The organism is Methanosphaerula subterraneus (genome assembly GCF_052055875.1).
GTDB classification, from domain to species: Archaea; Halobacteriota; Methanomicrobia; order Methanomicrobiales; family Methanospirillaceae; genus Methanosphaerula; species Methanosphaerula subterraneus.
Genome location: NZ_CP170508.1, coordinates 2,561,849 through 2,587,911, shown reverse-complemented (window position 1 = coordinate 2,587,911; position 26,063 = coordinate 2,561,849). Strand labels below are relative to the sequence as shown.

30 protein-coding genes and 1 tRNA gene are annotated in these 26,063 nt (G+C 59.4%); 7 read left to right on the top strand and 24 right to left on the bottom strand.

What is annotated here, in order from left to right:
- Window positions 1–93: 93 nt before the first annotated feature.
- The 4 genes from ACFKSJ_RS12680 to ACFKSJ_RS12665 form a co-directional block, all read right to left on the bottom strand.
- Window positions 94–2,313 (bottom strand): DUF2206 domain-containing protein, encoded by a 2,220-nt coding sequence (locus tag ACFKSJ_RS12680; protein WP_440950153.1) that lies wholly within the window; start codon window positions 2,311–2,313, stop codon window positions 94–96.
- Window positions 2,304–3,389: a glycosyltransferase family 4 protein gene (locus ACFKSJ_RS12675; RefSeq protein WP_440950152.1), complete on the bottom strand. Its 1,086-nt coding sequence runs from the start codon at window positions 3,387–3,389 to the stop codon at window positions 2,304–2,306. The genes ACFKSJ_RS12680 and ACFKSJ_RS12675 overlap by 10 nt, the downstream gene beginning before the upstream one ends.
- Window positions 3,390–3,404: 15 nt before the next feature.
- A complete protein-coding gene (locus ACFKSJ_RS12670) occupies window positions 3,405–4,511 on the bottom strand; it encodes a glycosyltransferase family 4 protein (protein WP_440950151.1) in 1,107 nt (368 codons plus the stop codon).
- A 119-nt stretch (window positions 4,512–4,630) separates the two neighbouring features.
- Entirely contained in the window at window positions 4,631–5,770 is a 1,140-nt protein-coding gene (locus ACFKSJ_RS12665) for a glycosyltransferase family 4 protein (protein ID WP_440950150.1), read from the bottom strand.
- A 381-nt stretch (window positions 5,771–6,151) separates the two neighbouring features.
- On the opposite strand from ACFKSJ_RS12665, the gene asd reads away from it, so the two are divergent.
- Together asd and albA are read left to right on the top strand one after the other, a co-directional pair.
- A complete protein-coding gene (gene asd, locus ACFKSJ_RS12660) occupies window positions 6,152–7,168 on the top strand; it encodes an aspartate-semialdehyde dehydrogenase (protein WP_440950149.1) in 1,017 nt (338 codons plus the stop codon).
- Window positions 7,169–7,179: 11 nt separating this feature from the next.
- Window positions 7,180–7,458 carry a DNA-binding protein Alba gene (gene albA / locus ACFKSJ_RS12655; RefSeq protein ID WP_012618622.1) on the top strand — a complete coding sequence of 93 codons (279 nt, stop codon included), beginning with the start codon at window positions 7,180–7,182 and terminating at the stop codon, window positions 7,456–7,458.
- Window positions 7,459–7,732: 274 nt separating this feature from the next.
- On the opposite strand, the gene ACFKSJ_RS12650 is transcribed toward albA, so the two are convergent.
- Together ACFKSJ_RS12650 and ACFKSJ_RS12645 are read right to left on the bottom strand one after the other, a co-directional pair.
- Window positions 7,733–8,287, bottom strand: coding sequence for a TATA-box-binding protein (locus ACFKSJ_RS12650; RefSeq protein WP_440950148.1), 555 nt, complete (start codon window positions 8,285–8,287; stop codon window positions 7,733–7,735).
- A gap of 403 nt (window positions 8,288–8,690) precedes the next feature.
- Window positions 8,691–8,775 (bottom strand) — tRNA-Leu (locus tag ACFKSJ_RS12645).
- Window positions 8,776–8,927: 152 nt separating this feature from the next.
- Between ACFKSJ_RS12645 and ACFKSJ_RS12640 the strand changes: the two genes are divergently transcribed.
- A complete protein-coding gene (locus ACFKSJ_RS12640) occupies window positions 8,928–9,428 on the top strand; it encodes a regulator of amino acid metabolism, contains ACT domain protein (RefSeq protein WP_440950147.1) in 501 nt (166 codons plus the stop codon).
- On the opposite strand, the gene ACFKSJ_RS12635 is transcribed toward ACFKSJ_RS12640, so the two are convergent.
- The 18 genes from ACFKSJ_RS12635 to ACFKSJ_RS12550 form a co-directional block, all read right to left on the bottom strand.
- The gene (locus ACFKSJ_RS12635) at window positions 9,421–9,906 is read right to left on the bottom strand and encodes an HDIG domain-containing metalloprotein (RefSeq protein WP_440950146.1); all 486 of its coding nucleotides are present in this window, start codon (window positions 9,904–9,906) and stop codon (window positions 9,421–9,423) included. The two genes, ACFKSJ_RS12640 and ACFKSJ_RS12635, sit on opposite strands and share 8 nt — an antisense overlap.
- Window positions 9,906–10,427, bottom strand: coding sequence for a transcription factor (locus ACFKSJ_RS12630; RefSeq protein ID WP_440950145.1), 522 nt, complete (start codon window positions 10,425–10,427; stop codon window positions 9,906–9,908). Before ACFKSJ_RS12630 ends, ACFKSJ_RS12635 begins: the two co-directional genes overlap by 1 nt.
- Window positions 10,421–11,503 (bottom strand): ATP-grasp domain-containing protein, encoded by a 1,083-nt coding sequence (locus tag ACFKSJ_RS12625; protein ID WP_440950144.1) that lies wholly within the window; start codon window positions 11,501–11,503, stop codon window positions 10,421–10,423. The genes ACFKSJ_RS12630 and ACFKSJ_RS12625 overlap by 7 nt, the downstream gene beginning before the upstream one ends.
- Complete coding sequence (locus ACFKSJ_RS12620) at window positions 11,500–12,027, bottom strand: tRNA (cytidine(56)-2'-O)-methyltransferase (protein WP_440950143.1); 528 nt, start codon at window positions 12,025–12,027, stop codon at window positions 11,500–11,502. The genes ACFKSJ_RS12625 and ACFKSJ_RS12620 overlap by 4 nt, the downstream gene beginning before the upstream one ends.
- A gap of 4 nt (window positions 12,028–12,031) precedes the next feature.
- On the bottom strand, window positions 12,032–12,310 hold the full coding sequence (locus tag ACFKSJ_RS12615; RefSeq protein ID WP_440950142.1) for a hypothetical protein: 279 nt from the start codon (window positions 12,308–12,310) through the stop codon (window positions 12,032–12,034).
- 91 nt (window positions 12,311–12,401) lie between these two features.
- The gene (locus ACFKSJ_RS12610; protein WP_440950141.1) at window positions 12,402–13,304 is read right to left on the bottom strand and encodes a thiamine pyrophosphate-dependent enzyme; all 903 of its coding nucleotides are present in this window, start codon (window positions 13,302–13,304) and stop codon (window positions 12,402–12,404) included.
- A gap of 1 nt (window position 13,305) precedes the next feature.
- Complete coding sequence (locus ACFKSJ_RS12605) at window positions 13,306–14,460, bottom strand: transketolase C-terminal domain-containing protein (protein ID WP_440950139.1); 1,155 nt, start codon at window positions 14,458–14,460, stop codon at window positions 13,306–13,308.
- Entirely contained in the window at window positions 14,461–14,718 is a 258-nt protein-coding gene (locus ACFKSJ_RS12600) for a 4Fe-4S binding protein (protein WP_440950138.1), read from the bottom strand.
- A complete protein-coding gene (locus tag ACFKSJ_RS12595) occupies window positions 14,718–15,260 on the bottom strand; it encodes a pyruvate ferredoxin oxidoreductase subunit gamma (RefSeq protein WP_440950137.1) in 543 nt (180 codons plus the stop codon). The genes ACFKSJ_RS12600 and ACFKSJ_RS12595 overlap by 1 nt, the downstream gene beginning before the upstream one ends.
- 39 nt (window positions 15,261–15,299) lie before the next feature.
- Window positions 15,300–16,202, bottom strand: a complete 903-nt coding sequence (locus tag ACFKSJ_RS12590) for a thiamine pyrophosphate-dependent enzyme (protein ID WP_440950140.1) — start codon at window positions 16,200–16,202, stop codon at window positions 15,300–15,302.
- A gap of 1 nt (window position 16,203) precedes the next feature.
- Window positions 16,204–17,358 (bottom strand): transketolase C-terminal domain-containing protein, encoded by a 1,155-nt coding sequence (locus ACFKSJ_RS12585; protein ID WP_440950139.1) that lies wholly within the window; start codon window positions 17,356–17,358, stop codon window positions 16,204–16,206.
- Window positions 17,359–17,616 carry a 4Fe-4S binding protein gene (locus ACFKSJ_RS12580; protein WP_440950138.1) on the bottom strand — a complete coding sequence of 86 codons (258 nt, stop codon included), beginning with the start codon at window positions 17,614–17,616 and terminating at the stop codon, window positions 17,359–17,361.
- Window positions 17,616–18,158 carry a pyruvate ferredoxin oxidoreductase subunit gamma gene (locus ACFKSJ_RS12575; RefSeq protein ID WP_440950137.1) on the bottom strand — a complete coding sequence of 181 codons (543 nt, stop codon included), beginning with the start codon at window positions 18,156–18,158 and terminating at the stop codon, window positions 17,616–17,618. The genes ACFKSJ_RS12580 and ACFKSJ_RS12575 overlap by 1 nt, the downstream gene beginning before the upstream one ends.
- A gap of 39 nt (window positions 18,159–18,197) precedes the next feature.
- A complete protein-coding gene (locus ACFKSJ_RS12570) occupies window positions 18,198–19,100 on the bottom strand; it encodes a thiamine pyrophosphate-dependent enzyme (RefSeq protein WP_440950140.1) in 903 nt (300 codons plus the stop codon).
- Window position 19,101: 1 nt separating this feature from the next.
- The gene (locus ACFKSJ_RS12565; RefSeq protein WP_440950139.1) at window positions 19,102–20,256 is read right to left on the bottom strand and encodes a transketolase C-terminal domain-containing protein; all 1,155 of its coding nucleotides are present in this window, start codon (window positions 20,254–20,256) and stop codon (window positions 19,102–19,104) included.
- Complete coding sequence (locus ACFKSJ_RS12560) at window positions 20,257–20,514, bottom strand: 4Fe-4S binding protein (protein WP_440950138.1); 258 nt, start codon at window positions 20,512–20,514, stop codon at window positions 20,257–20,259.
- Window positions 20,514–21,056 carry a pyruvate ferredoxin oxidoreductase subunit gamma gene (locus ACFKSJ_RS12555; protein WP_440950137.1) on the bottom strand — a complete coding sequence of 181 codons (543 nt, stop codon included), beginning with the start codon at window positions 21,054–21,056 and terminating at the stop codon, window positions 20,514–20,516. The genes ACFKSJ_RS12560 and ACFKSJ_RS12555 overlap by 1 nt, the downstream gene beginning before the upstream one ends.
- Before the next feature lie 39 nt (window positions 21,057–21,095).
- A complete protein-coding gene (locus ACFKSJ_RS12550) occupies window positions 21,096–21,968 on the bottom strand; it encodes a methanogenesis marker 12 protein (protein ID WP_440950136.1) in 873 nt (290 codons plus the stop codon).
- A 36-nt stretch (window positions 21,969–22,004) separates the two neighbouring features.
- On the opposite strand from ACFKSJ_RS12550, the gene ACFKSJ_RS12545 reads away from it, so the two are divergent.
- From ACFKSJ_RS12545 to ACFKSJ_RS12530, 4 genes are all read left to right on the top strand, one after another.
- The gene (locus ACFKSJ_RS12545) at window positions 22,005–22,946 is read left to right on the top strand and encodes an NAD-dependent epimerase/dehydratase family protein (RefSeq protein WP_440950135.1); all 942 of its coding nucleotides are present in this window, start codon (window positions 22,005–22,007) and stop codon (window positions 22,944–22,946) included.
- Window positions 22,943–24,094, top strand: a complete 1,152-nt coding sequence (locus tag ACFKSJ_RS12540; protein ID WP_440950134.1) for a cofactor-independent phosphoglycerate mutase — start codon at window positions 22,943–22,945, stop codon at window positions 24,092–24,094. The genes ACFKSJ_RS12545 and ACFKSJ_RS12540 overlap by 4 nt, the downstream gene beginning before the upstream one ends.
- A 137-nt stretch (window positions 24,095–24,231) precedes the next feature.
- Complete coding sequence (locus tag ACFKSJ_RS12535; protein ID WP_440950133.1) at window positions 24,232–24,900, top strand: hypothetical protein; 669 nt, start codon at window positions 24,232–24,234, stop codon at window positions 24,898–24,900.
- Between the two features lie 30 nt (window positions 24,901–24,930).
- On the top strand, window positions 24,931–26,055 hold the full coding sequence (locus tag ACFKSJ_RS12530) for an ORC1-type DNA replication protein (protein WP_440950132.1): 1,125 nt from the start codon (window positions 24,931–24,933) through the stop codon (window positions 26,053–26,055).
- Window positions 26,056–26,063: the final 8 nt, after the last annotated feature.

Genomic DNA, 26,063 nt, shown 5'->3' with positions numbered 1-26,063 from the left:
TTTTTATCCATCGTTGCGAGACCCCCCGACAAAGGGCCGACCCGGGATATGAACGCTATCGGGGCGTTCATCTCCTGGAAAAATCAGGAGAGATCAGGTGTAGACCCTGGTCTTGCCATTGTCATAGATGATCCCCCGATTTGCAATATAGGGCAGGGCAGAGGCGCTCACCGACTCCGCGGTAACCGCATTCACCAGCGTGAGGGCGGTGGTCCGGACATTGGTCTCTCCAAAGAAGATATATGAACTCTTTCTGAGCAGATTCGGTTGATCAGGCATCTTTCGTGCGAGGGTCCCGGAGAACCCTTCGAGCATCGTGGCCCGGGGAATATCCGCATAGATCGTCCGGTTCCCGACCTGCTGGAGCCAGTTGGCACCAGCGATCTCCAGGGGACTGAACCGCGGGTAATCGACACTGTCGGTCAGGGCGATCGAAGTCGGGGAGTCCTGGGTTATCGTGTAGATGACCCCGGAGTTGAAGAGGAGGAAGATACAGAGGAAGGCGCCGAGTGCCTTGATCGCATTCTCACTGTTGAATCTGTACCAGGAGACCCGGACAAACCGGTCGAAGACGCCGAACATCTCAATGACCCCGAAGACAAAGAACGGGGCCAGGCAGATCAGGGTGATCTGATACAGCCGGGTGGTGTTCAGGGCGCTCGAGAAGTACGGGAGCACGACGCCACCCACGGCCAGCACCAGGTTCACCAGTGCAAACGAGAAGTATTCACGGTCGACAGCGACATACTCCCCCCCGAGTTCCATCTTCTGGGGCCGGAAGAGCAGGGAGAAGATCCCGAACATGATGAAGAACTGGGAGACGAACTGGATGTACTTCCCAATCGAGTGGAGCGGGGTCGTGGCCTGGGTCACGACGATGCTCAGCCCCTGGGTGGCCTCGGAGTTCATGAACCCGGTCACCAGGTTGTTGGAGAACTGGATGAAGAGATCGGTGATGGAGTTGAGGGCCGATGAACTGGAGATGAACAGGTACCACCCGAGCGCAAAGATGGCAAAGACCATCACGTAATCGATCGTGACGGTCCGTTCGCCGGCATGCCGCGGGGCAAAGTTCGGGGCATACCCCCGCTTCTCCCAGTCGAACTGTTTCCGAATCGCATGCCGCAGGTTTCCAAGGCTGCCGACCTCCGAGATCACCAGGATCAGCAGCGCAAAGAAGAGCATCAGCATGAACATGTACGAGAGGCCGTAATGGGAGGTGGCCAGCGCGAAGCTGAAGACGATCAGCAGCACGTACTTCTTGATCTTGAAGAGGTCCTTGTTGATGATCAGCAGCATGATCAGCACCAGGAAGAACTCCGCGATCTCCTGCCTGGAGACCTGCAGCATCTCGGTATAGTAGACAAAGAGGGAGATGAAGAAGAACGACGCATAGAATGCAATCTTGTTATAGGACTGCTTCTTTGCGATCGCATAGATCCCGAGCCCGACCAGGGAGAAGATCAGCGGATAGATGATCTTGAAGACCCAGACTGCGCTGGTCTCGGCGATGATCGAGAAGATCGGCACCAGCATCACGATCGAGAGCATCGCATTGATGTTCGAGTAGATCGAGAAATCCCAGGCAGAGTTCTGGATGACCAGGTTGGAGATGTACAGCTCCTGGTTGATGTCCCATCCCCAGACGTGCATCGAGATCAGCGAGGTATGGAGGAGCAGCGCAAGGGCCACCATGAAGATCGCATACGGGTAATGAGTCTCGGGGATGAACGATTTGAACCCGACGATCACCGGGATCAGGGCGAGAACCAGCAGCAGCGCAACCAGCAGAAGGTTGATATGCTCGTTGTTCATCAGGAAGGTCCCGAAGATCGAGATGAACGGGAGCAGGGAGAGGAGAACCGTCGGGAGGCTGAAGATCTCATCGGTATCCAGGGTCGACGGATCCGCGTAATCGCGGTCCTGCAGGTAGGCCAGCACCGAGGCTATCAGCACAAAGATGGTCAGTGAGATCATCAGCGGCATCTCTGCAATCGGGTTCAGCACATCGAGCACCGGGAAGATCGTGTTCATCACGAACCCGAGGAACATCGATGTAACCAGACTCAGACCGATGGTGAAGAGCAGGGTTTCAACACTTCCGAGCCGGTGCATCTTCAGCACCCGCATCAGGAGCAGCCCTGGCACGAAGAGCAGGTAGACGACGCCGACGATCTGCCGGAGCAGAGGTATCGTCGTACCATTCGCATCGAGTAAGAGCATCAGCCATAACAGGCACTGCACACCGAGTACCGTTCCCAGGAACTGGAAGATCGGCCAGTCGTTGATCGTAAAGAAGTTCTTTATCTGCATTGTCTGTCCTCAATCACTGATTTATATGCGGCCACTGTCTTCCCCCTGACCGTCTCCCACGAGAGATCGCGCTTCATCTTTCGATGGGCAGCCTCACCCATCTCTCTCCTCAGTGGTTCATTCCGTAATAACATTAATATTCCGTCAGCGAGGGCGGCGCTGTCATGGGATGGCACGATCAGACCGGTCTTCTCCTGCTCGACCACCTCGGGGATGGAACCGACATCGGTCACGATCACCGGCTTGTGGAACGCGTAGGCGATCGGGACAACCCCGGTCTGGGTCCCTTCAATATAGGGCAGCACCACCATTGAGGCTTTCATAAAGAGGGAAGGGATTTCATCGTCCTCGATGAACCGGTTGATCAGGGTACAGTGACCCTCGTCTGGCAAGAGAAGCATGTACCGGCCCATATCCCCGCTGCCGGCGATGACCAGACGCGCGCCAGGGTACCCGCTGACCACCTCGGGCATCGCCATCAGCAGGTATTGAAGACCCTTATAATCCTCGATCCTCCCGAAGAAGAGGATCGTTCCCTCCTCTTCAGAGACCCCCTCAGGCTCTCGTGCCGTGAAGAACGAGTAGTCACCATGCGGGATTACAAAGATGGGGGTGCCGGTCGAGAGCTGCTTCTTTGCCCATTCACCATGGACGATCAGGGCGTCCGAGTACCGGAAGAAGAGGTGTCGTGCGATCACCTGGTCGAACTGGCGTGAACCGGCATGGGGATTCACGTCATGGATCGTTGTGATGATCGGGTACCGGTGCAGGAACGGAAGGAGGAGCGAGAACCAGAGGGAGTAACCGTTCACATGGATGATGTCGGGATCCTCGTCCCGGACAGTCCTGATGAACCGGAGGACCCGGGTGAAGATCAGCGAGTTCTTGATGAAGTTCTTCACGATATTTCCGAGATCGAGCTCGATCAGGCGGACCTGCGGTTTAAAGGTCTCGCGTGCCACGCCCCTCGGAGCGATCACCACCACATCGTGCTCTTCGGCCAGCGTATTCGCCAGCTGAGAGGTGTAATGGATCATACCTCCTCCGATATTATGGGTCAGGATCAGGATCTTCATCTTCACAACCTTCGCTCAGGCCAGCCGCTCGAACTGTTCGAGATACTGGGCGGTGATCACATGCCAGTCCAGGTGGTCGGCGGCATAGGTCCGGGCCTTCGCTGCCTGGACACTGTTGTCCTGGCGGAGATAACCGATGATCGCGGCCGCAGCCTTCTTTTCATCACCAAAGTCGACGACGATCCCGCAGTCCTCCTCCCCGATAAAGAGGAGCGGGGGGAGGTTCGAGACGATCGAGGGGAGGCCTGACGACATCGCTTCGAGCAGGGTCAGGGGTGACCCCTCGCTCTTGGAGGTCATCAGGTAGTAGTCCGCACATTTGTACAGCTCCGGCACAACCGTATCATAGTCGACAGGGCCGAGGAAGATGACCGTGTCAAGGTGCTTCTCCGCGGCCAGCGCCTTCGTCTCCTCGAGCATCTCCCCGCCGCCGGCCACGATCAGGGTCAGGTCCGGGACAGCCGCCCGGACCTGGTCGAAGACCTCGAGCATCGTCTGGGGACGCTTGGCATCCGAGACCCGTCCAAGGCTGAGCAGCACCTGGTGCGTGGGGGGTATGGCATACTTATTTCGAAGGGACTGCTTCTCGTCATCATTGCTGGGTGGGACAAAAGCCACGGTATTCACTCCATTTGGAATAAAGATGATATTTTCCCGATTTATCCCGATCGTCTCAAGATCACTGCAGAGCATTGGGCTGACACCGGTGAAGACGGCCCGCTCTGCCGTCTTCTTCAGGCAATACTTCTCAAGCGCCGCGGTGACCGCATAGTACGGGACCGGGGCGATCCGCTGCTGATACTTGTCATAGTACGTCGAATGAACGGTGGCTATCGAACGCCGGAACGGGTTCGCACGGATGAACATTGGGTTGTGAAGCCAGACCACATCATAGTCGTCCCCGTTCAGGCAGGTGGCCACAAGGTCCCAGTACTGGAGCAGACCTCCGATCGCCCAGCGGTCGATCAGCGGGGCACTGCCGAGTTTGATATCCGGGCCGGTCGGGGAACAGACCACGCACTGGTGGCCCATCCTTTTGAGGTCCTCAACGATGTTGTAGGCAACGTTGGCTATTCCAGTCCCGAATGGATAATACTCAGAGACGCATACAAGGATCTTCATATTCTCACTGGGTGGATTGAACAACGGGACCGGGATTGAGCCCATACCCGGCATAAGACTGCAGAATCATCGACGTTACTCCAAATCGTGCAGGAATATTCCTGAAATGGTCACACCGGTCAGTGGCGCACCACCGGCGACTGGTCCTGAGAGAGCAGTTCCTGGTACAGGGTGATCGTCCGGAGGACCGTGTTCTTCCAGGAGTTCTTCGTTAAGATCCGCTCCCTGCCGCATGCTCCCATCCGGTGTGCACGATCACGGTCCTGTTCGAGCAGCAGGATCCGCTCTGCAAGGGCGTTCACGTCGCCTTTGGGAAACATCAGGGCAGCCCCTTCAGCGAGATCCTTCAGATGGTCGAACTCTGATATGATCACCGGTTTCCCCGAGGCCATCGCCTCCAGCATCGTCCGGGGCACCCCCTCCTGCAGGCTCGGCAGCACCAGCACGTCGGAGCGCTGGTACAGCAGGGGGATCGCGTCATAACTCATGAACGGCAGGATCGTAACGACCTCGGTCAAATGGTACTCGTTGACCAGCCTCCAGATCTCATCCCGTTCCGGCCCTTCACCGATCAATACGATCCGCAGGTTCGGGATCTTCCCGAGCACCTGGTGTGCGGCATGGATCAGAAACTCGACCCCTTTCCCCTTGACGATCCTGCCCACCCAGAGCAGGGTGAAGTAGCGTTCGTCCACCTTGCTGTCGTCCGGGTGAAAGACCTCGGTGTTGACCCCGTTCGGGATCACGACCACTTCAGGCTTGTCGATCCCGAACTCCTCGATCAGTCGTCTCCGTTCGATGTCGGTGTAACAGATCACACGGTCGGCAGAGTTCAGGGTCCACTTCCCGATCGTCGACATATAGGAGATGTTCAACCACTGCGGGGCGCTGGCCGACAGAATCCCATGATTGGTGATCACCAGCGGGGATGAACCGTACCGTTTCACCAGGGCACAGACATTGGTCGGAAAGAACAGGTGCGAATGGGCGTGGATGATATCATAGTCATTCCTCATCTCAAGGAGTCGGAACATCATCGTCGGGCTGATCGTGTTCCCGACCATCTTGATCGCATGGTTGAACCTGAGCACCCGGTAACCATCGACGTACTCCTCCTCTGGCAGGCCATTGGGATTGGAGGTGACGACCGTCACATCATGGCCGAGTGTTGCCTGCATCTTTGACATCTCATGCACATGGATCCCATACCCCCCCACTGTGACAGGGTAGAGATCACTGGCAACACGCAATATCCTCATATCCTCTCCGACCCGGGTCTAAAACACCCTACTGGTATGAAATCACATCCATGGCTTTGTCCGATCTGCAGCAGGTACCATAGGGAACTGATCAACCGCTGCTGCATCTGGCAGAGCAGGTGACCGGTGTTCACTGACGAATCCGCACCGTCAGACCAGGTACCGTTAATGCAGCATCTCTCATTCTCGTAAAGAATGACCTTGCTATATCTGTTTTTAATCACGCATTAATATCCTTTCTGCAGAGATCTCCACGCAGAGGGTCAGAAAACTCCAAATATCTGTTTGATTTGATTTTTAAATCATGATGACGCCGGATTCGAGAGATGTCAAAAGAAATCAAACCATTTAATACTAAAAGAGCCATTATTACATTTATCTATGATCAATGTCGGAGTGCTCGGGGCAACAGGCGCAGTAGGGCAGCGCTTTGTGCAGCTCCTAGCGGATCATCCCTGGTTCAACCTGACCACACTGATGGCATCAGAACGGAGTGCCGGCAAGCCATATGCAGATGTGGTGAACTGGCGGCTTGATGTACCGTTCCCGGAATCTGCCGGAGATATAGAAGTGTCAGCTGCCGCCCCAGCCAGCTGCCGCGACCTCGACCTGGTCTTCTCTGCGATCCCTGCGGACCTCGCAACAGACCTTGAGTCGGCAATCGCGAAGGCAGGGGTCGGTGTCTGCAGCAATGCGAGTTCACACCGGATGGACAACGATGTCCCGCTGGTGATACCCGAGGTGAACCCTGATCACCTCGCGATGATCGATCTCCAGCATGATCACGGGACCGACGGGTTCATTGTCACGAATCCGAACTGCTCGACGATCATGTTCACGATGGCGCTCGCACCGCTCCGCTCGTTCACATTCAGCGATCTTCGCGTCGCCACGATGCAGGCCATCTCCGGGGGAGGTTTCCAGGGCGTGGCCGCGATGTCGATCTATGACAACGTGGTCCCGTACATCGGGTCTGAGGAGGAGAAGATGGAATCCGAGACATTGAAGATCATGGGAACCTTCAACGGGGCAGAGGTGGTCCCAGCACCCTTCACGGTCAGTGCCAGCTGCCACCGCGTCCCGGTGATCGACGGACATACCATGGCGGTCTGGGCCGACATCGATGCATCGGTGGAGGCGGTCAAGCAGGCGTACCGGGACTATATCCCTCCGATCAGCGGCCTGCCGACCCAGCCCCAGAAGTCCGTGCTGCTCCATGAGCAGCAGGACCGGCCCCAGCCCCGGCTCGACCGGAACAGGGGCAACGGCATGACCGTCTCGGTCGGCAGGATCAGAGAGGGGCTCCGCTTCATTGCACTCGGGCATAACACCATACGCGGCGCAGCCGGCGCTTCGGTGCTGAACGCTGAACTGATCGCGACGAAGAAGTATCTCTAGAAAGGTGAGTTATGAACAAGGACAACACAGTATTCGTGGGAAACAAGCCAGTGATGAACTATGTTCTGGCAGTGGTGACGCAGTTCAGCAATGGAGCCACCGAGGTCATCATCAAAGCCAGGGGAAAAGCAATATCGCGGGCCGTCGACACCGGGGAGATCGCCCTGAACCGATTCCTTGAAGGGGTTCGGAAGAAGGAGATCATCACCTCCACCGAGGAGATCGAGACCGACAGCGGCAAGACCAATGTCTCCAGCATCGAGATCGTCCTGACCAACGTTCCACTCTAAATTCCTTTTTTTAATTCATCAAAGGCCGGCCAAGACCAGATCATTCCCAATAACTGGCTCTAGAATTCCACCTGATCCAGACCGTATGGTTCGAACCTCAGATCATACCGGACCACCTCGGAGAATCCCGAGGGATTCCTCTCAAATTCCGGTTCACCCGAAGGGGGAAGCGGAATCGAGAAAACCGGGCATGTATCAGAAGTCAGGTCTTCGACAATAATCCTGGTTATCCATGGCAGAGCGTCACGATATTCAGACTCACCAGTTCTGATGATCACGTAATCGATTCGAGTTTCTGCTCCAAAAAGTCGACTCCGCGCTTGATGTCCGTGAGATTCGTGCCGCCGGTCAGGATGATCTTCCCTGAACTGAAGAGCAGGGCCACGATCTTCGGATCGTGGATCCGGTAGACCAGACCCGGGAACTGTTCAGGCTCGTACTCGATGTTCTCCAAGTTCAAGGTGATCACGACCCGGTTCAGGTTGATGTACTTCTCAAGATTGTATGAACAGACAACGTTCGTGACTGCAACACGCGGCACATCATAGGTATCCACCCCTGCCTCTTTGAGTTTGGCCACGATGATGTCCAGACCATCGACCAGTGCCTGGTTGTTCCGACCCCCGGTCAGCACAATCTTACCCGAAGAAAAGATCAGTGAGGCGATCTTTGGTTTTTCGATCCTGAACACTGCTCCAGGGAAACGCTTGGTATTGAGTTCACAGCCCGGTATCTTCGATGAGACCTCGACGAGATCTATTGAATCGGCGATCGCGCCTGATGCGACGATATTCTCGATCTTGAGTGAGTCATATTTCTTCTCTTCCATCCATCTATATTGCTTTTATAAGGTATATCAGGTATAAGGTATGTTTCGGGTGTTGCATCACCCCTCCATGACATTCACCCTGCTCTATCCGGGTCTTACCTGTCCGCAGTCAGTGCCAGAAGGAGATTGTACCCCCAAAATTTCCTAGGTACTTTGCGAAATATTCCTTCTATCGATGATGCTCTGATCGATTGCTTATTCTTTGATCCAGGAGGGTGATGAAGACGCCGCGAATTCGATTCTTTGAGATGTGGACATCTGCGAGTTATACAGCCCAGCACCTGATACCGGAGCGTCCGGTCCTTACCACAGGTCACATCAAAACAGCCCGATCGGAGAAGCGCAGAATGGATCAGAACGACGCCCTTCGCTCCAAATTTAGCGATGAATGAAAAACGAACAATGCGAGGGAGGCGATTCGAACGCCCGAACACCTTCGTGACTAGGCCCTCAACCTAGCGCCTTTGACCTAGCTCGGCAACCCTCGCGCCTTTGTGCTATAACAAAAAGGATGTACTTGCTAAAATAGGTTTTCCATCAATTCCCGATCTCAGGCACCCATCCACGGATCTTTTGGAGCAGAACGGTCCGAAGCGCCGGGGCACGGTGTTTTTATAGCGGCCATGAGTAATCTGTACTCATGTGGGCAGAGATCATGGAAGAGTTCTCAGATTCACCATCCCAGGCCAGGATCGTGAAGTTCATGCTTGAGAACGGGTTTGGAGTCAACGAATCGGGGAAGGTGGTCTGCAATGGGATCCCGATCCCTGCCACCCAGATTGCGGCAGCCACCTCCTCAGATCGGCGGGTTGTCGACGCCACCGTCCACCGGATCCTTGCACACCCGACCCTTGGTCAGATCTTCCTCTCCATGCAGGCCACGCCAGACCTCTCCAAGGTGGCCGGATGCCTGGGCCTGACCGTGATCACGGTGATCCCTGTCGATGCGAGCAGAAAGGGGATTGTGGGCGCTGCAGTGAAGGTGCTGACCGACCATGACCTGACGATCCGCCAGATCTTTGTGACCGATCCCTACTTTGTCGAGGCGCCCAGGCTCGTGATCATCATCGAAGGGACACTTCCGCCCGGAACGATCGAGGAACTGCGGGCCCTGCCCGAGACCAGGCACCTGATCATCTGAGCATCTGCAGGTACTGGTGCTGCCGGAACATCCTCATCCGGACCTTCCTGCTCAGCGCGTACGCCTGTCCCAGCCGCTCTTCTATGGTGATCACCTGATCGCCCCGGACCAGGTTGTCTGCACAGGCCACAAGCGCGCTCTCAGGGGTTTGGGGCATACAGTCGATCGGCAGGAGACCGAGCTGGATGCATTCGTCTGCCGTCAGGCCGGCCCCGGTGTGACATTCGACGATACGCGCCAGGTCCTCGCCGAGTCCGAGAGACCTGCAGAGGTCGGCGCCGGCCTGGGCATGCCCGATACTGTGGGTGACCGAACGGCCGATGTCATGAAGGAGCGACCCGGCCTCCACCAGATCGTGATCAAAAAAAGGGTTCTTTTCGGAGAGAGACGCTGCAGTGGCTGCGACGACCGAGCAATGCCGGATCACCGAATGACTGCACCCTGCCGCCCGGAGCAGACCGATATACCGATCGCTCATCACTCATGCCCGAGGGACTCTCCGATCGCAACCCTGCGTCGTTTCAGCGCCGCGAGCAGGACCTCGTTGTCGAAGTGGCCCATCGTTCCCCCGCACTCAGGGCAGGTGAAGTCATGGTCCATCGCAAGGTTGAAGGTCAGCAGAAGCCCGCACTGGGTGCACCGGAAGAAGTCGTTCTCCTCCTCGTACCGCTCCTTTTTGCGGAGTTTCTCCTGGATCAACTCCATATCCTCGAATATCGAGGTATAGATCATGTCGAGGCGGAGCTGCCAGAGGTAGGTCAGCCAGCCGGTCTCATTGTTCTTGATCCGCCGGTACTCTGCGAGACGCTTCTCATAGAGCGTATAGAGGGTATGCCGAACCGTATTCAGGTTGATATGGGTGACCTCGGCGAGCTCCTCGTCGCTGTGCTCACCTTCGCCGGGAAATCTCTCAATGAGTGCAATCCCCTCTTCTTTGATCAGGCGGAGCAGATATGACCTGATCGCAGGATCGTTCAGCAATTCAGCGGTGGCTACCATTGGCTCATATATGAACGCACGGTGATAATATTGTTTTCCAGCGAGGCGAGGGCCTGGGCCTCATTCGGTCCCTGCCCGTACACGCTGACGATCGCACCGCCTTCCTCGATCACGGTCCCCGGCCAGGGGATATCCGCGACGATCGGGGCCAGACCGGAGAGGTCTCCTCGAACGGTCAGCTCCTCTTCTGCAAACAGAATCGAGCGGGTCGCGTACCGTTCCGGCACCCGGGACGGGGGGACAGGGAGATGCCCTTCGCACCCGGCGACATGGAGATTGAAGAGGTTGCACCCGGTGGCCGCCTCAACGGTGTCGACGGTCCCCTGGAACCGCGGGTTGATCTCGATCAGATGGAGTTCCTCCCCGACCATGAAGTCGACCCCGACCGACCCGACGCACCCGCTGGCGCCGACCACCTGCTCGGCAACCCGGATCATCTCCGCAGTCGCCGGGGAATCGAACGGAGTCAGCGATCCCGAGAAGCCGAACGCCGCCGCCTCCCCGCCGCGCAGCACCTGCCTGTTCACCGCAATCGCCACCGCCCTCGACCCATCGCTGATGCAGGAGACGCTCGCCGGCACCCCGTCGACGATCTCCTGGGCCAGGTACGGGGCTTCTGGATAGTCCTCCTCCCACGCCCGCTCCTCTTCGACGCTTGCGACAATCGCGTTCCGCCAGCCCCCGGCTCCGCTCAGGGGCTTGAGGAAGACCGGGTAGGTGCCCGGTGCCGCCCGCGGCGGGACCGGCATCCCCAGCCCTTCGAAGAACTCCTGCATCATCCCCTTGTCGAGGAACGGTCGGATATTCGCTGCCGGCGTGCCCATCAACGGGACCGGACAGTCGAGGGTCTCCGCCCCTGAGGTGACGACCATAAAGTCGAACTGACGCCGCTGACAGATCCCCTCGACCGCATCAGAGAGATCCTCGAGGTCGTCGAACCGGACCTGCTCGTCCGTGTACCAGCTCAGATCCTGGTCGCAGAAGTGGTCGACGGCGGTGACCCGGTACCCGGCCGCGGCCGCAGACTGTGCGACATGGCGTGTCGCAAATCCTGTGACAAGGACGCTTCCCTTCACCGCTCCTCAGTCCTCTTTCCAAGGGTGCAGGGATGGACGATGATATGAGCGTCCTTGAATTCGAGATTCAGTTCGCGCCCTTCAGCGTACTGGTCGAGGAAGATGGCCAGGCTGGAGATCTCCGAATGGGGCTGGTTGGTCACGGCCACATTGAAGTCAGCAAGCCCGTAGATCTCGCCGGGAACCTTCTCGGCACCGACGATTACCAGCAGGTCACCCTCAGCCTCCCGGATCCCACCGATCGCGTCGGGGAGGTTGATGCCGTACATGGTCAGGTGGACGACCTTTCCCCCGGCCGCCTTCCAGTCAGTGATACACCGCTTCCAGGAGACCTTGTCTTCGATGAAGAAGGAGCCCCCCCACCGACTCACCACGTCGGTGATCGACTGAACAACGCCCTTATCATCGGCGGCCAGGTACATCCCCTGCGCACCGAGCGCCCGCGCCGTCAGTCCGACATGGGTGGTCACGCGCTGATCGCGTTCAGGCCGGTGCCCGATCCGAAGAATTACGATCCGTCCCATCATCTCACCGCCGCTCGTCTTTCACCCTGATCACGCCGTTCTCGATCGTGACCGGCAGGTCGTTGCTGTACCTGCAGAAGTTCTCGAGCCGCATCCGGCCGACCGGAATCAGGTGTACGACCCCGTCCACGTGCTCGACCAGATGGAGGTTTGTAAGCCGTTCTATCGATGGAATGACCTGCTCTGCAGCGAGGCCACTCCTGCTGATCAGCGTGGCGACCGGCAGATCGCCGGCCTGTTCAAGCAGCGCAAACAGGCACCAGTCCAGATCCTCGTCTCTCACCTGTACAGATTCAGGTCAGAAGAATATAGGTATAGCAGATCCAGAGCAGATCAAACCTGCGAAAAAATAGAGGATGAGAAGCCGGCCGCCTTCAGGCGTCCTGCTTCTTGAGCTTGATATCGATGCCGAACTTTGCGGCGTTCGCATCGGCGATCGCCTGGATCTTGGCGATCTCCGCTTCCTGGCGAACCGGCTTGAAGAGGTGGCGGAACCGCTTCTGCTCTTTCAGGTACTCCTCGACCGGCTTTCGGACCACCTTCTTCACCTTGGTCACCTCGCCGTCGACCATCTCGTAGTTCACCCAGAGACCGGTCTCGATGGCGAGCTTTCCTATGGCAATGGTCTTGGAACCGTCAAAGCCCCAGCCGGTGCAGCAGGGCGCGTGCACCTGGATATAGGTCGGCCCCTTGGTCGCGATGGCCTTCTCGACCTTCTGCATGAAGTCCGCAGGGTAGGCGATCGAGGCGGTGGCGACATACGGGGAACCGTGCGCCGCAAGGATCCGCGGGAAGTCCTTCTTCGGGCGGTTGTTCCCGAACGAGCACTTGCCGGCCGGGGAGGTCGTGGTCGAGGCATCGAACGGAGTCGCCCCCGACCGCTGGATCCCGGTGTTCATGTATGCCTCGTTGTCGTAGCAGATGTAGGTGAAGTCGTGACCGCGCTCAAAGGCGCCGCTGATGCAGAGCACCCCGATATCGAGGGTCGCACCGTCACCGGCGACGACCACGACCTTCTCGGTCCGCCCCTGCCGCTTCAGCGAGGCCTCGATCCCGGATGCGACCGCAGAGGCGTTCTCAAAGAGCGAATGGATCCACGGAACCTTCCAGGCCGTCTCCGGGTACGGGGTCGAGAAGACCTCCATACACCCGGTCGATGCGACGACGATCGTATTCTCTCCGGCCCCTTTCATCAGCAGGCGTCCTGCAAGCGCAGCCCCGCATCCACCGCAGGCCCGATGGCCGCAGTCAAAGAGTTCACAGGTCTTGTCCACCATTTCAGAGCACCTCCGTCCGGAGACCATAGAACATGTCCCCTTTTCCGGATTCGGCAAGTTCGACGATTGCAGCGATGTCCTTCTTGCGAACATCCCGTCCACCAAGCCCGAGGATGTAGTCAAAGACCCTGACCCCCGAGTTGTAGAGCGCGTCCTTCACCTCGAGTGCGACCGCACCCTTGGCCCCGAGCGAGATGTTCTTGTCGAGAACCGCGACGGTCTGGACATGCTTCAGCGCTGCTGCGACGTCCTCGCTCGGGAACGGTCGGAACGTGCGGATCTTCAACAGCCCGACCTTCTTGCCGGCTGCCCGCATCTCGTCGATCGCGTCCTTGGTGGTCCCGCAAAGCGAACCCATCGCAACCAGCGCCACCTCGGCGTCCTCGAGCCGGTACCCTTCGACCAGGGCACTGTAGTCCCTGCCGAAGAGCTCGCCGAACTCGCGCCCGACCTCTGCGATCACTTTCTTCGCCCCATGCAGGGCCCTGTCATGCTCGTACCTGAACTCAAGATAGTATTCAGGCGTCGCGTACATCCCCATACTGACCGGGGCGGCAGCGTCGAGCCGGTACAGCGGATCGAAGGGCTTCATGAACCGGTCGGCGTCCTCCTGGGAGAGCACATCGACCGGCTCGTAGGTATGGGAGAGGATGAATCCGTCAAAGCAGACGAACGCCGGGAGGAGCACATCATGGTGCTCGGCGACACGGTACGCAATATAATGGAGATCCGTCGCTTCCTGGTTGTCCTCTGCATAGAACTGGAGCCAGCCGGAGTCGCGCAGGGAGATCGAGTCCTGCTGATCGTTCCAGATCGAGAGCGGTGCGCCGAGCGCACGGTTCGCGATCGTCATCACGATCGGGAGGCGGAGGCCGGCCACATTGAAGCAGACCTCGAACATCAGGGCCAGCCCCTGCGAGGTGGTCGCAGAGTAGGCCCGGGAGCCGGCCGCGCTTGCACCGAGGCAGGCCGAGAGGGCCGAGAACTCGCTCTCAACCGTGATGTATTCGCAGTCGAGTTCTCCGTTCGCGACGATATCTGCCAGCGCCTCGACGATATGTGTCTGCGGGGTGATCGGATAGGCGGCGATCACCTGCGGTCTGCACTGCTTGACCGCCTCTGCAACAGCAATCGACCCTTCCAAAATCTCTAACATCTACTTCTCCTCCTGCACCATCTCGATATCATTGACCGGGCACTCCTCTGCGCAGAGCCCGCAGCCTTTGCAGAACTCGTAGTCCGGGACAAATTTGTCCCCTTCCTGCTTGATGCACCCTTCAGGGCAGATCAACTGGCAGAGCCCGCATTTCGTGCACTTCTCATGCTTGAACCGTGGCGAGAAGACCCGCCATGAACCGGTCTTGTTATCTCTCGCAGCCCCGGGGGGTGCTACACATCCGACATTAAGCCCCATTACAGCTCACCCCGGACCTGCTCGTATGCGCGACGAGCGGTTTCAATGTTCTTCTCTGCGAGCGGCCCCTTGAAGCGGCCGTTCAGGGCCTTGGTCAGGGTCTCAAACGCGATGATCCCGGTGGCCGCGGCGAACGCTCCCATCAGCGCGGTGTTGGTGATCGGCAACCCGAGCACCTCCAGCGCGATCGAGGTGGCGTCGATCGTGATCAGTTTGACCCCTTCCGGGACATCGAACTGCTGCGCCTTCTCGGTGTTGATGATCGCAATGCCGCCCTTCTTGAGCCCTTTGAAGACATCGACGTCCTTGATCAGCGTGCTGTCCTGAACGATCACAAAGTCAGGTTCATAGACCTGGCTCCGCAGCCGAATGATGCTGTCACTGAAACGGACAAAGGCCTGAACCGGTGCACCGCGCCGTTCCACCCCGAACGCAGGAAATGCCTGGGCGTACATCCCCCCCTCAAATGCGGCGACCGCAATGAGTTCAGCGGCAGTGACCGAGCCCTGCCCGCCTCTCCCATGAATACGAAGCTCTTGCATAGATCCTCCCATAATCTTACATGATAAATCAATATAAATCTACAGATCGACCGCAAGCCCGAGAATCTCCTTCTTCCCCTGAAAAACATCGCGTGCAATCATGGCGAGACCCTCGGCAGCGGCCCATTCATCATAGACAACCGGCTGTTTCTGCAGCAGTTCGGCGACCTCCGGGGCCACCTTCGGAGCCAGGGAGCCCGCGAGCACAACCTTCGCAGACCGATTGAGCAGCAGCATGGCGGCACACTCCATCGCGGCAAACATTGCGACAGTCCTGACCTGCTGTTCCTCGGGCATCGTGCATCCGACGCCGGCAGAGAGGAACGCCTCGTTGGCAGTCGACTCGCCGTTGTCGATACGGCGGATCGCGTCGACGTCCAGCGCACCGTGCCGGGTGCCGGGGGCGAAGATGCAGGCGTCGAAGGCGCCGATGATCGTACCCCCGGTGACCAGCAGGGTCACCGTGTTGGACGAGATGTTCCCGAACGAGCACTTGCCGGCCGGGGAGGTCGTGGTCGAGGCATCGAACGGAGTCGCCCCCGACCGCTGGATCCCGGTGTTCATGTATGCCTCGTTGTCGTAGCAGATGTAGGTGAAGTCGTGACCGCGCTCAAAGGCGCCGCTGATGCAGAGCACCCCGATATCGAGGGTCGCACCGTCACCGGCGACGACCACGACCTTCTCGGTCCGCCCCTGCCGCTTCAGCGAGGCCTCGATCCCGGATGCGACCGCAGAGGCGTTCTCAAAGAGCGAATGGATCCACGGAACCTTCCAGGCCGTCTCCGGGTACGGGGTCGAGAAGACCTCCATACACCCGGTCGATGCGACGACGATCGTATTCTCTCCGGCCCCTTTCATCAGCAGGCGTCCTGCAAGCGCAGCCCCGCATCCACCGCAGGCCCGATGGCCGCAGTCAAAGAGTTCACAGGTCTTGTCCACCATTTCAGAGCACCTCCGTCCGGAGACCATAGAACATGTCCCCTTTTCCGGATTCGGCAAGTTCGACGATTGCAGCGATGTCCTTCTTGCGAACATCCCGTCCACCAAGCCCGAGGATGTAGTCAAAGACCCTGACCCCCGAGTTGTAGAGCGCGTCCTTCACCTCGAGTGCGACCGCACCCTTGGCCCCGAGCGAGATGTTCTTGTCGAGAACCGCGACGGTCTGGACATGCTTCAGCGCTGCTGCGACGTCCTCGCTCGGGAACGGTCGGAACGTGCGGATCTTCAACAGCCCGACCTTCTTGCCGGCTGCCCGCATCTCGTCGATCGCGTCCTTGGTGGTCCCGCAAAGCGAACCCATCGCAACCAGCGCCACCTCGGCGTCCTCGAGCCGGTACCCTTCGACCAGGGCACTGTAGTCCCTGCCGAAGAGCTCGCCGAACTCGCGCCCGACCTCTGCGATCACTTTCTTCGCCCCATGCAGGGCCCTGTCATGCTCGTACCTGAACTCAAGATAGTATTCAGGCGTCGCGTACATCCCCATACTGACCGGGGCGGCAGCGTCGAGCCGGTACAGCGGATCGAAGGGCTTCATGAACCGGTCGGCGTCCTCCTGGGAGAGCACATCGACCGGCTCGTAGGTATGGGAGAGGATGAATCCGTCAAAGCAGACGAACGCCGGGAGGAGCACATCATGGTGCTCGGCGACACGGTACGCAATATAATGGAGATCCGTCGCTTCCTGGTTGTCCTCTGCATAGAACTGGAGCCAGCCGGAGTCGCGCAGGGAGATCGAGTCCTGCTGATCGTTCCAGATCGAGAGCGGTGCGCCGAGCGCACGGTTCGCGATCGTCATCACGATCGGGAGGCGGAGGCCGGCCACATTGAAGCAGACCTCGAACATCAGGGCCAGCCCCTGCGAGGTGGTCGCAGAGTAGGCCCGGGAGCCGGCCGCGCTTGCACCGAGGCAGGCCGAGAGGGCCGAGAACTCGCTCTCAACCGTGATGTATTCGCAGTCGAGTTCTCCGTTCGCGACGATATCTGCCAGCGCCTCGACGATATGTGTCTGCGGGGTGATCGGATAGGCGGCGATCACCTGCGGTCTGCACTGCTTGACCGCCTCTGCAACAGCAATCGACCCTTCCAAAATCTCTAACATCTACTTCTCCTCCTGCACCATCTCGATATCATTGACCGGGCACTCCTCTGCGCAGAGCCCGCAGCCTTTGCAGAACTCGTAGTCCGGGACAAATTTGTCCCCTTCCTGCTTGATGCACCCTTCAGGGCAGATCAACTGGCAGAGCCCGCATTTCGTGCACTTCTCATGCTTGAACCGTGGCGAGAAGACCCGCCATGAACCGGTCTTGTTATCTCTCGCAGCCCCGGGGGGTGCTACACATCCGACATTAAGCCCCATTACAGCTCACCCCGGACCTGCTCGTATGCGCGACGAGCGGTTTCAATGTTCTTCTCTGCGAGCGGCCCCTTGAAGCGGCCGTTCAGGGCCTTGGTCAGGGTCTCAAACGCGATGATCCCGGTGGCCGCGGCGAACGCTCCCATCAGCGCGGTGTTGGTGATCGGCAACCCGAGCACCTCCAGCGCGATCGAGGTGGCGTCGATCGTGATCAGTTTGACCCCTTCCGGGACATCGAACTGCTGCGCCTTCTCGGTGTTGATGATCGCAATGCCGCCCTTCTTGAGCCCTTTGAAGACATCGACGTCCTTGATCAGCGTGCTGTCCTGAACGATCACAAAGTCAGGTTCATAGACCTGGCTCCGCAGCCGAATGATGCTGTCACTGAAACGGACAAAGGCCTGAACCGGTGCACCGCGCCGTTCCACCCCGAACGCAGGAAATGCCTGGGCGTACATCCCCCCCTCAAATGCGGCGACCGCAATGAGTTCAGCGGCAGTGACCGAGCCCTGCCCGCCTCTCCCATGAATACGAAGCTCTTGCATAGATCCTCCCATAATCTTACATGATAAATCAATATAAATCTACAGATCGACCGCAAGCCCGAGAATCTCCTTCTTCCCCTGAAAAACATCGCGTGCAATCATGGCGAGACCCTCGGCAGCGGCCCATTCATCATAGACAACCGGCTGTTTCTGCAGCAGTTCGGCGACCTCCGGGGCCACCTTCGGAGCCAGGGAGCCCGCGAGCACAACCTTCGCAGACCGATTGAGCAGCAGCATGGCGGCACACTCCATCGCGGCAAACATTGCGACAGTCCTGACCTGCTGTTCCTCGGGCATCGTGCATCCGACGCCGGCAGAGAGGAACGCCTCGTTGGCAGTCGACTCGCCGTTGTCGATACGGCGGATCGCGTCGACGTCCAGCGCACCGTGCCGGGTGCCGGGGGCGAAGATGCAGGCGTCGAAGGCGCCGATGATCGTACCCCCGGTGACCAGCAGGGTCACCGTGTTGGACGAGATGTTCCCGAACGAGCACTTGCCGGCCGGGGAGGTCGTGGTCGAGGCATCGAACGGAGTCGCCCCCGACCGCTGGATCCCGGTGTTCATGTATGCCTCGTTGTCGTAGCAGATGTAGGTGAAGTCGTGACCGCGCTCAAAGGCGCCGCTGATGCAGAGCACCCCGATATCGAGGGTCGCACCGTCACCGGCGACGACCACGACCTTCTCGGTCCGCCCCTGCCGCTTCAGCGAGGCCTCGATCCCGGATGCGACCGCAGAGGCGTTCTCAAAGAGCGAATGGATCCACGGAACCTTCCAGGCCGTCTCCGGGTACGGGGTCGAGAAGACCTCCATACACCCGGTCGATGCGACGACGATCGTATTCTCTCCGGCCCCTTTCATCAGCAGGCGTCCTGCAAGCGCAGCCCCGCATCCACCGCAGGCCCGATGGCCGCAGTCAAAGAGTTCACAGGTCTTGTCCACCATTTCAGAGCACCTCCGTCCGGAGACCATAGAACATGTCCCCTTTTCCGGATTCGGCAAGTTCGACGATTGCAGCGATGTCCTTCTTGCGAACATCCCGTCCACCAAGCCCGAGGATGTAGTCAAAGACCCTGACCCCCGAGTTGTAGAGCGCGTCCTTCACCTCGAGTGCGACCGCACCCTTGGCCCCGAGCGAGATGTTCTTGTCGAGAACCGCGACGGTCTGGACATGCTTCAGCGCTGCTGCGACGTCCTCGCTCGGGAACGGTCGGAACGTGCGGATCTTCAACAGCCCGACCTTCTTGCCGGCTGCCCGCATCTCGTCGATCGCGTCCTTGGTGGTCCCGCAAAGCGAACCCATCGCAACCAGCGCCACCTCGGCGTCCTCGAGCCGGTACCCTTCGACCAGGGCACTGTAGTCCCTGCCGAAGAGCTCGCCGAACTCGCGCCCGACCTCTGCGATCACTTTCTTCGCCCCATGCAGGGCCCTGTCATGCTCGTACCTGAACTCAAGATAGTATTCAGGCGTCGCGTACATCCCCATACTGACCGGGGCGGCAGCGTCGAGCCGGTACAGCGGATCGAAGGGCTTCATGAACCGGTCGGCGTCCTCCTGGGAGAGCACATCGACCGGCTCGTAGGTATGGGAGAGGATGAATCCGTCAAAGCAGACGAACGCCGGGAGGAGCACATCATGGTGCTCGGCGACACGGTACGCAATATAATGGAGATCCGTCGCTTCCTGGTTGTCCTCTGCATAGAACTGGAGCCAGCCGGAGTCGCGCAGGGAGATCGAGTCCTGCTGATCGTTCCAGATCGAGAGCGGTGCGCCGAGCGCACGGTTCGCGATCGTCATCACGATCGGGAGGCGGAGGCCGGCCACATTGAAGCAGACCTCGAACATCAGGGCCAGCCCCTGCGAGGTGGTCGCAGAGTAGGCCCGGGAGCCGGCCGCGCTTGCACCGAGGCAGGCCGAGAGGGCCGAGAACTCGCTCTCAACCGTGATGTATTCGCAGTCGAGTTCTCCGTTCGCGACGATATCTGCCAGCGCCTCGACGATATGTGTCTGCGGGGTGATCGGATAGGCGGCGATCACCTGCGGTCTGCACTGCTTGACCGCCTCTGCAACAGCAATCGACCCTTCCAAAATCTCTAACATCTACTTCTCCTCCTGCACCATCTCGATATCATTGACCGGGCACTCCTCTGCGCAGAGCCCGCAGCCTTTGCAGAACTCGTAGTCCGGGACAAATTTGTCCCCTTCCTGCTTGATGCACCCTTCAGGGCAGATCAACTGGCAGAGCCCGCATTTCGTGCACTTCTCATGCTTGAACCGTGGCGAGAAGACCCGCCATGAACCGGTCTTGTTATCTCTCGCAGCCCCGGGGGGTGCTACACATCCGACATTAAGCCCCATTACAGCTCACCCCGGACCTGCTCGTATGCGCGACGAGCGGTTTCAATGTTCTTCTCTGCGAGCGGCCCCTTGAAGCGGCCGTTCAGGGCCTTGGTCAGGGTCTCAAACGCGATGATCCCGGTGGCCGCGGCGAACGCTCCCATCAGCGCGGTGTTGGTGATCGGCAACCCGAGCACCTCCAGCGCGATCGAGGTGGCGTCGATCGTGATCAGTTTGACCCCTTCCGGGACATCGAACTGCTGCGCCTTCTCGGTGTTGATGATCGCAATGCCGCCCTTCTTGAGCCCTTTGAAGACATCGACGTCCTTGATCAGCGTGCTGTCCTGAACGATCACAAAGTCAGGTTCATAGACCTGGCTCCGCAGCCGAATGATGCTGTCACTGAAACGGACAAAGGCCTGAACCGGTGCACCGCGCCGTTCCACCCCGAACGCAGGAAATGCCTGGGCGTACATCCCCCCCTCAAATGCGGCGACCGCAATGAGTTCAGCGGCAGTGACCGAGCCCTGCCCGCCTCTCCCATGAATACGAAGCTCTTGCATAGATCCTCCCATAATCTTACATGATAAATCAATATAAATCTACAGATCGACCGCAAGCCCGAGAATCTCCTTCTTCCCCTGAAAAACATCGCGTGCAATCATGGCGAGACCCTCGGCAGCGGCCCATTCATCATAGACAACCGGCTGTTTCTGCAGCAGTTCGGCGACCTCCGGGGCCACCTTCGGAGCCAGGGAGCCCGCGAGCACAACCTTCGCAGACCGATTGAGCAGCAGCATGGCGGCACACTCCATCGCGGCAAACATTGCGACAGTCCTGACCTGCTGTTCCTCGGGCATCGTGCATCCGACGCCGGCAGAGAGGAACGCCTCGTTGGCAGTCGACTCGCCGTTGTCGATACGGCGGATCGCGTCGACGTCCAGCGCACCGTGCCGGGTGCCGGGGGCGAAGATGCAGGCGTCGAAGGCGCCGATGATCGTACCCCCGGTGACCAGCAGGGTCACCGTGTTGGACGAGATGTCAGAGACCACCAGGTCCGGCCCCTGGTCGAGAAAGGCCAGGTATGCGATCCCGATCTTCTCCGGGCTGGTCTGGTGTGAATAGGCCTTGAACCGCGGATCGGTCGGAGAGTTCCGGTGCAGCCCGGGGATCACCAGGGCCGGAAGACCGCTCTCCCGGATCGCATCATAGACCCGGGTCCCGCCGCCGATATGCTCGCCGGCCCCTTCCCTGCTGACGACACCCCGGTCGCTCACCTTCCCGATAGGGGTGATCGCGCTGATCCCGTCGCCCATCGAATAGCAGACGGCGATCCCTTCAATCTCATCGAGTGGGCAGAGTCTCTCCAGTGCGGAGAGATCGAATGTGCGCGCCTCTTCACGGGAGATCTTGAACGATGCGCCGTCGCCGGCAAACCGCATCGCCGTCGTCCCATGGTCAATCCCAATGAACATAGCAGTACTCCTATAGAGGTGGAAACATAATATCCTATGATGTTCAGTGTGGTGACAGGTGGGGCAGGCTTTATCGGGTCCCATATTGTGGATACACTGGTAGCGCAGGGCGACCGCGTGCTGGTGATCGATGATCTGAGTACAGGAGACCGGGCAAACCTGGCCGCAGCAGAGCGGTCCGGACGGGTCGAGTTCCTGGCAGCCGACCTGCTCACGGACGGATGGCAGCAGGCGATCGCCGGGGCCGACCGGGTCTTCCATATCGCCGCAGACCCCGATGTCCGGGGCGGCGCAGCCTCGCCTGACGCGATGTTCCGGTGCAGTGTCGTGATGACCGAGCGGGTCCTCGAGGCGATGCGGGAGCAGCATGTCAGCAACCTGATCTTCACCTCCACCTCGACGGTCTACGGCGAGGCGACCGTGATCCCGACCCAGGAGTCGTACACCCCAATGGAGCCGATCTCGGTCTATGGGGCCGGAAAGCTCGCCTCGGAAGCGATCATCTCGGCCTACTGCCACTCGTTTCAGATGAAGGCCTGGGTCTTCCGGTTTGCGAACGTCATCGGTGCCCGCTCCAACCACGGGATCCTCTGGGACTTCATGCACAAGCTGAAGCAGAACCCGACAGAGCTCGAGATCCTCGGGGACGGGACCCAGACCAAGTCGTACATCGAGGTGCACGCCTGTGTGGATGCGATCCTGTACGTCCTCGCTCACGCAGACCAGACGGTCAACACCTACAACATCGGATCAGAGGACTGGATCGATGTGACCGGGATCGCCGACCTGGTCGTTGGAGCGATGGGACTCACCGGAGTCGCCTACCACTACACCGGGGGCAAACGGGGATGGGTTGGAGATGTCCCGAAGATGCAGCTCGCCGTCGACCGGCTGAAGGCGCTCGGCTGGACGCCGACGATCAACTCACGGGAGAGTATGGAGGTCGCGATGCAGGCGATGCTGGAGGACCAGGCGTGAAGTACCTGCTCGTCCTCGGAGACGGAATGGCCGACGAACCGATCCCGGAGCTGGGGAACAGGACTCCGCTCGCCTATGCGAACACCCCGAACATGGACCGGATCGCACGCGAGGGGAGGTCCGGGCAGGTGCAGACGGTCCCGGACGGTTTTGAGCCAGGCAGCGATGTTGCCAACCTCTCGATCCTCGGGTACCACCCGGCCAGGTTCTACACCGGCCGCGGCCCGCTTGAGGCCGTGAACATGGGGGTCGACCTGACCGACGACCAGATCGCCTACCGGTGCAACCTGGTCACCATCAAAGACGGCGTGATGCAGGACTTCAGCGCAGGGCATATCACCTCCGCTGAGGGGGCGGCGCTCTTCCGGTCGCTGCAGGAGCAGGTGCCAGGGGTGAGACTTGTCTCAGGGGTCAGTTACCGGAACCTGCTGGTCGTCGACGAGGGGAAGGGGGCAGAAGGCACGGCTCCCCATGACATCGTCGGCGAGGAGATCGAGCAGTACCTCCCGCACGGAGGGGACGCATCACTGCTGAAGGCCTGCATCGAGAAGAGCATCGAGGTCTTCGCCGATCATCCGGTGAACCGGGACCGCCTGGCCAGGGGATTGCCGGCTGCGACGATGATCTGGCCCTGGAGCGGTGGAAAGCGACCTGCCCTGACCCCATTCCAGGAGAAGTACGGGAAGCGGGGCGGGATGATCTCGGCGGTCGACCTGCTGAACGGGATCGCCCGGTATGCCGGCATGAAGGTGATCACGGTCCCCGGGGCGACCGGGTACCTGGACACCGACTACCAGGCCAAGGCCCGGTACGCGATCGAGGCCCTCAAGGATCTCGACTTTCTGTACCTGCATGTCGAGGCCCCTGACGAAGCAGGGCATCTCGGTTCGGTCTCTGAGAAGGTGAAGGCGATCGAGAGGGTCGACCAGATGATCGGCACCATCATGGCCGAATTCAACGGCGTGATCGCCGTGCTGCCTGACCATGCCACCCCGATCCGGCTGAAGACGCATACGGCTGGGCCGGTCCCCTGCGCAGTGCTCGGAAAGGGAAAGGATAAGACAGAAGTATTCTCAGAAGAAGCGGCGGCGAACGGGTCGCTCGGGATGATCCGGGGGGATCTGTTCCTGACGGAACTCTTCTCCTGATCAGAACGGCATCAGACCCCAGCCTCATCACCAGAATCAGAGGGGGTAACTCTCATCATCTGCCCGGTTCTGGTCAGGATTATGGGGTTTCATCCCCATAGTCAGAGATAAATAAGAATCCTATCATTATTGATACTATGCCAGGGAAGAAGAGCCTCACGATCGGGATAACGGTCAATCTGGAGAATTACGAGAACCTGCGCCTCGAGGTGACCGGCGAGGTGACCAGCCAGCAGGAGGTGCAGGAACTGGTGGGATTTCTCGACCAGACGCTCACCACCTTTGGAAGAGGAAACCCTGCCACCATTGCGCTTATCGAGAAGTACCGGGCCAGGGTTCTCTCCTCGGGCGACGGCACGGGCTCTGCACCAGGGCCGGCCACGACCCATCCTCGACCGGAGCCGGAGTGGCCTGATATGGAGACCCCCGCCCCATCACAGCAGCCCCTGACGCCGCCCGCAGAGGCGGCCCCGGTTCCGGCCGAAGAGCCGGCGGCACCAACGAGCGAAAGAACCGAAACAAAGGCCGTCCCATCGCAGAAATCAGAAAAACCGAAGAAACAGGAGAAACAACCGGAACCTGTGATCCAGCCGGAACCCGCACCGGTTACTCCGGCCCCACCCCAGGCTCCCCCAACGCCGGCGCCTGTTGCGGCACCGGTTGCGGCGCCCGCGGCTCCGCCACAGGCGGCACCGTCCGGGGCCAGCTGCGAGATCTGCGGCTGCGCGGTCAGCTCCTCCGAGCAGAAGATGTCGCAGCTCTTCATGAGCAGGACGCTCTGCAAGACCTGTATGAAGAAGGCATAAGATGGGGTGTGCAGCACCGAAGAGAGGGGTATGACTATCAAGCCGTTGATGTGGGACGAGACGCTCTTTAAGGACCCTGAGGTCTTTGAGATCGACTTCGTCCCCGACGAGATCCACTTTCGCGAGGAGCAGATGCGCGAGCTCGTCTACCAGCTCAGACCTGGGATGACCGGCTCGCGGCCGCTGAATACGCTCGTCAAAGGGGTCCCGGGCACCGGGAAGACGACCAGCATCAAGAAGGTCTTCGCTGAGATCGAGGAGAGCACCAGAAAACTGGTCCCGGTCTATGTGAACTGCCAGATCGACAACACCCAGTTCGGGATCTTCTCCCAGATCTATTACCGGCTTTCAGGCCACCTCCCGCGCTCCACCGGCCTCTCAGCCAAGAGAGTCTTCGATTCTATCGGAAAGATCCTGGAACGGGATGGAACAGTGCTGGTGGTCGCCCTCGATGATGCGAACTATCTGCTGTATGAGAACGAGATCAACAGGGTACTCTACACGCTCCTCCGGTCCCACGAGGTCTATCCAGATACCAGGATCGGGGTGATCACGATCATCAGCGACCTCACGGTGGACCTTATGAGCAGGATCGACCAGCGGGTCCAGTCGGTCTTCCGGCCGAACGAGATCTACTTTCCACCCTATACCTGCGTGGAGGCTAAACAGATCCTCTCCGAGCGGGCAGGGCAGGGTTTCTACCCGAACGTACTCCCTGAAGCGGTGCTGGACCTCGTCGTCGACAGAACGATGAATGCCGGCGACCTCCGGGTCGGGATAGACCTCTTGAAGCGGGCCGGGCTGAACGCAGAGTCCGCTGCGCGGCGCGTGATCGAGGAGGCCGACGTCTGCAAGGCCTACGAGGTCTCCACGTCCCTCCACCTGCTCGCCACGATCCGGACCTTCAAAGAGGAGGAGAAGGTGCTCCTCCGGCTGCTCGCAGAGCAGTCCCTGCAGGAGGGTGAGATCTCAATAGGGGAGTTCTCCCGCTCGGTCGGGGATCACCTGCCCTACGGATACACCCGAATCTACGAGATGATCAACAAGTTCGAGGCGATGCATCTGATCGATATCAGGTACCGGGGAGGTCGTGGGCGTTCGCGCCTGCTGACGCTCAGGTATGACCCCGCCCAGGTGCTCGACGCCCTGAAGTGACCGATCCT